Genomic DNA, 4753 nt, shown 5'->3' with positions numbered 1-4753 from the left:
CGCCACGTCCGCGAGGCCGTCCGCTTCCTCGACGGTGTACGGACGTTGGAAGCCCAAGGCGTCACCACCTACCTCGAACTCGGCCCCGACGGCGTCCTGACCGCCATGGCCCAGGAGTGCGTCGCCGACGCCGACGCGGCCGGTTTCGCCGCCGCGCTGCGCAAGGACCGCGCCGAGGCCGAGACCGTCGCCACCGCCCTCGCCGCCCTGCACGTCCGTGGTGTGACCCCGGACTGGGCCGCGTACTTCGCCGGGACCGGCGCCCACCGCGTCGACCTGCCGACCTACGCCTTCCAGCACCGCCGCTTCTGGCTGACGTCCCCCGCGGGCTTCGTGGGCGACGTCGAGTCGGCGGGTCTGGACCGGGCCGACCACCCCCTGCTGGGCGCGGCCGTGCCGCTGGCGGACTCCGACGGCTTCCTGTTCACCGGCAGGCTCTCCCTCGAAAGCCACCCGTGGCTGGCCGACCACGCCGTCATGGGCACCGTCCTGCTGCCCGGCACCGCCTTCGTCGAACTGGCCATCCGCGCCGGTGACCAGGTGGGCTGCGACCGGCTGGACGAGCTGACCATCGAGGCGCCGCTGGTGCTGCCCGAGCGCGGCGCGGTCCAGCTCCAGATCGTCGTGGGCGCCCCGCAGCAGGCCGGGCACCGCACCCTGGAGCTGTACTCGCGGGCGCAGGACGCGCCCGCCGAGATGCCGTGGCTCCGGCATGCCAGCGGTGTGCTGGTGGCCGGTGGCCCGCGGCCCTCGTTCGACCTGACGGCGTGGCCGCCGCAGGGCGCCGAGCCCGCCGAGGTCGAGGGGCTGTACGAGCACCTGGCGCAGGGCGGTTTCGCGTACGGCCCGATGTTCCAGGGGCTGACGGCGGCCTGGCTGCGTGGCGACGAGGTGTTCGCCGAGGTGCGGCTGCCGGAGGACCGCAAGGCCGACGCGGGCGCGTTCGGGCTGCACCCGGCGCTGCTGGACGCCGCGCTGCACAGCACGTTCGCCCGCGCGGGCGGCGATGAGCAGGGGCGGCTGCCGTTCTCCTGGAGCGGGGTGTCGCTGCACGCGGTGGGCGCCGACGCGCTCCGGGTCCGGCTGACCCCGGCCGGTGCCGACGGCGTGTCGCTGGAGCTGGCCGACGGCACCGGTGCCCCGGTGGCCTCGGTCGAACAGCTGGCGCTGCGCCCGGTCTCGGCCGGGCAGCTCGCCGAGGGCCGCTCCGCCGCGTACCACGAGTCGCTGTACCGGCTGGACTGGGCCACCGTGGCACTGTCCACCGAGAGCCCGGCCGTGTCCTGGACCGTGCTCGGCGAGGGCGCGCCCGCCCCGCTGACCTCCGGTGCTGCCGTGCACGCCGACCTGGACGCGCTGGCCGCGGCCGGCGACGCGCCCGCGTACGTCCTGGCGTACCTCGACCCGCGCGGCGCCACCGGTGATGACCCGCGCGGCGCCACCGGTGACGAGGTGACCGCCGCCGTCCACACCGCCACCCAGCGGACGCTGGCGCTCGTCCGGGCGTGGCTGGCCGACGACCGGTTCGCCGCGTCCCGGCTGGTGCTGGTCACCCGGGGCGCGGTGGCCACCGCGGGCGACGCCGGGACCCACGACCTGGCGCACGCCCCGGTGTGGGGCCTGGTGCGCTCGGCGCAGTCGGAGAACCCGGACCGGCTGGTGCTGGTGGACCTCGACGGCACCGACGCCTCCTACGAGGCGCTGGGCGCCGCGCTCGCCTCCGGCGAACCGCAGTTCGTGCTGCGCCGGGGCGCCGTACACGCCCCCCGGCTGGCGCGCACCGCCGCCACCGGCCCCATGGTGCCGCCGCCCGGCGAGCCGGCCTGGCGGCTGGACATCCAGGACAAGGGCACCCTGGAGAACCTCACCCTGCTGCCCAGCCCGGAGGCCGCCGCGCCGCTGGAGGCCGGGCAGGTGCGGGTCGCGGTCCGGGCCGCCGGTGTGAACTTCCGCGATGTGCTCAACGCGCTCGGCATGTACCCCGGTGACGCGGGCCTGATGGGCAGCGAGGGCGCGGGAGTCGTCCTCGAGACCGGCCCCGGCGTCACCGATCTGGCGCCCGGCGACCGGGTGATGGGCATGCTGCCCGGCGGCTTCGGCCCGCTGGTGGTCGTGGACCGCCGCATGGTCGTGCCGATGCCCGAGGGCTGGTCGTACGCCCAGGCCGCGTCCGTGCCGATCGTCTTCATGACGGCCTACTACGCGCTGCGCGACCTGGCCGACCTCCAGGGCGGGGAGTCGCTGCTGGTGCACGCCGCCGCCGGTGGTGTCGGCATGGCCGCCGTCCAGCTGGCCCGCCACTGGGGCGTGGACGTCTACGCCACCGCCAGCCAGGGCAAGTGGGACACGCTGCGCTCGCTGGGGCTGGCCGACGACCGGATCGCCTCCTCCCGCGACCTGGCCTTCGAGGAGACGTTCCGCGAGGCCAGCGGCGGTCGCGGCGTCGATGTCGTACTGGACTCGCTGGCCCGGGAGTTCGTGGACGCCTCGCTGCGGCTGCTGCCGCGCGGCGGCCGGTTCGTCGAGATGGGCAAGACCGACGTCCGGGCGCCGGAGGAGGTCGCCGCCGCCTACCCCGGCGTCTCCTACCAGGCGTTCGACCTCACCGAGGCGGGCCTGGACCGCATCCAGGAGATGCTGTGCGAGCTGCTGGAGCTGTTCCGGCAGGGCGCGCTGCGGGCGCTGCCGATCACCGCGTGGGACCTGCGGCAGGCCCCGGACGCGTTCCGCTACCTCAGCCAGGCCCGCCACATCGGCAAGGTCGTGCTCACCGTGCCCGCCCCGTGGAACCCGGACGGCACGGTGCTGATCACCGGCGGCACCGGCACCCTGGGCGGCCTGGTCGCCCGGCACGCGGTCACCGAACGCGGCGTACGGCGTCTGGTGCTCACCAGCCGCCGCGGTGAGCAGGCCGCGGGCGCGGCCGAACTCGCCGCCGAGCTGCGCGAGCTGGGCGCCGAGGTCACCATCGCCGCCTGCGACGCGGCCGACCGGGACGCGCTCGCCGCCGTCCTGGCCGACATCCCCGCCGGGCGTCCGCTGACCGCCGTCGTGCACACCGCCGGTGTGCTGGACGACGGGGTGATCGACGCGCTGACGCCGGAGCGGCTGGAGAAGGTGCTGCGCCCCAAGGTGGACGCGGCCGTCAACCTGCACGAGCTGACCCGCGACCAGGACCTGGCCGCGTTCGTGCTGTTCTCCTCGGCGGCGGGGACGTTCGGCGGCCCCGGACAGGCCAACTACGCGGCGGCCAACTCCTTCCTGGACGCCCTGGCCCGCCACCGCCAGTCCCAGGGCCTCGCCGCCACCTCGCTGGCCTGGGGCCTGTGGGCCGAGGCCAGCGGGATGACCGGTGAGCTGGAGGCCACCGACAAGTCCCGGATGACCCGCTCCGGAGTGCTGGGGCTCTCCTCCGACGAGGGCCTGGCGCTGTTCGACGCCGCCCAGGAGGTGGGCGACGCCTTCCTGGTGCCCATGCAGCTCGACCTGGCGCCGCTCACCGGCGCGCCCATCGAGATGGTGCCGCCGCTGCTGCGCGGTCTGGTGCGCGGGGTCGCGACCCGCCGCACCGCCGAGTCGGGCGCGGACGGGGACGGCTCCTCGCTGGTGGAGCGGCTGGTCCGGCTGGACGCGGCCGAGCGCGAGCAGACCCTGCTGGACCTGGTGCGCGCCCAGGTGGCCGTGGTGCTCGGCCATGACTCGCCCGACGCGGTGGAGGCGAGCCGGGCCTTCAAGGACCTCGGCTTCGACTCGCTGACCGCGGTGGAGTTCCGCAACCGCCTCGGCGGCGCCGCCGGGCTCCGGCTGCCCGCCACGCTCGTCTTCGACTACCCGACGCCCACCGCGCTCGCCGGATATCTGCTGGAGGAACTGCTCGGCTCCGAGGCGGCGGCCGCCGTCCCCGCGCGGGCGGAGGGCCCGGCGGGCGCCGGGGCGGACGAGGACGACCCGATCGCCATCATCGCGATGAGCTGCCGCTTCCCCGGGGATGTGCGCACCCCCGAGGACCTGTGGGAGTTGCTGGCCGAGGGCCGGGACGGCATCGCCCGGCTGCCGGAGGACCGGGGCTGGGACCTCGAGGCGTTCTACGACCCGGACCCGGACCGGCCCGGCACCTCGTACGCCCGCGAGGGCGGCTTCTATTACGACGCCCACCACTTCGACCCGGCCTTCTTCGGCATCAACCCGCGNGCTTCTATTACGACGCCCACCACTTCGACCCGGCCTTCTTCGGCATCAACCCGCGCGAGGCGCTGGCCATGGACCCCCAGCAGCGGCTGCTGCTGGAGACCTCCTGGGAGTCCTTCGAGCGGGCGGGCCTCGACCCGGGGGCGCTGCGCGGCAAGCAGGTCGGTGTGTTCGTCGGCCAGATGCACAACGACTACGTGTCGCGGCTGCACACCGTCCCGGAGGGCGTCGAGGGCTACCTCGGCACCGGCGGCTCCAGCAGCATCGCCTCCGGCCGGGTGGCGTACACCTTCGGCTTCGAGGGCCCGGCCGTCACGGTCGACACGGCGTGTTCGTCGTCGCTGGTGGCGCTGCACCTGGCGGCGCAGGCGCTGCGCAACGGCGAGTGCACGATGGCCCTCGCGGGCGGTGTCACCATCATCACCACCCCCGACGTCTTCACCGAGTTCAGCCGCCAGCGCGGCCTGGCCAGGAACGGCCGCTGCAAGCCGTTCGCGGCGGCCGCCGACGGCACGGCCTGGGGCGAGGGTGTGGGCATGCTGCTGGTGGAGCGGCTGTCGGATGC

1 pseudogene is annotated in these 4753 nt (G+C 75.3%); it reads left to right on the top strand.

Features of this window, described 5'->3' with window-relative positions:
• Positions 1-4753: pseudogene (locus IEJ02_RS47450) on the top strand (SDR family NAD(P)-dependent oxidoreductase); the annotation flags it as partial.

This window comes from Streptomyces sp. 5-10, from assembly GCF_014712245.1.
Classification (GTDB): domain Bacteria; phylum Actinomycetota; class Actinomycetes; order Streptomycetales; family Streptomycetaceae; genus Streptomyces; species Streptomyces violaceusniger.
This window is presented reverse-complemented; position numbering and strand designations above follow the sequence as displayed.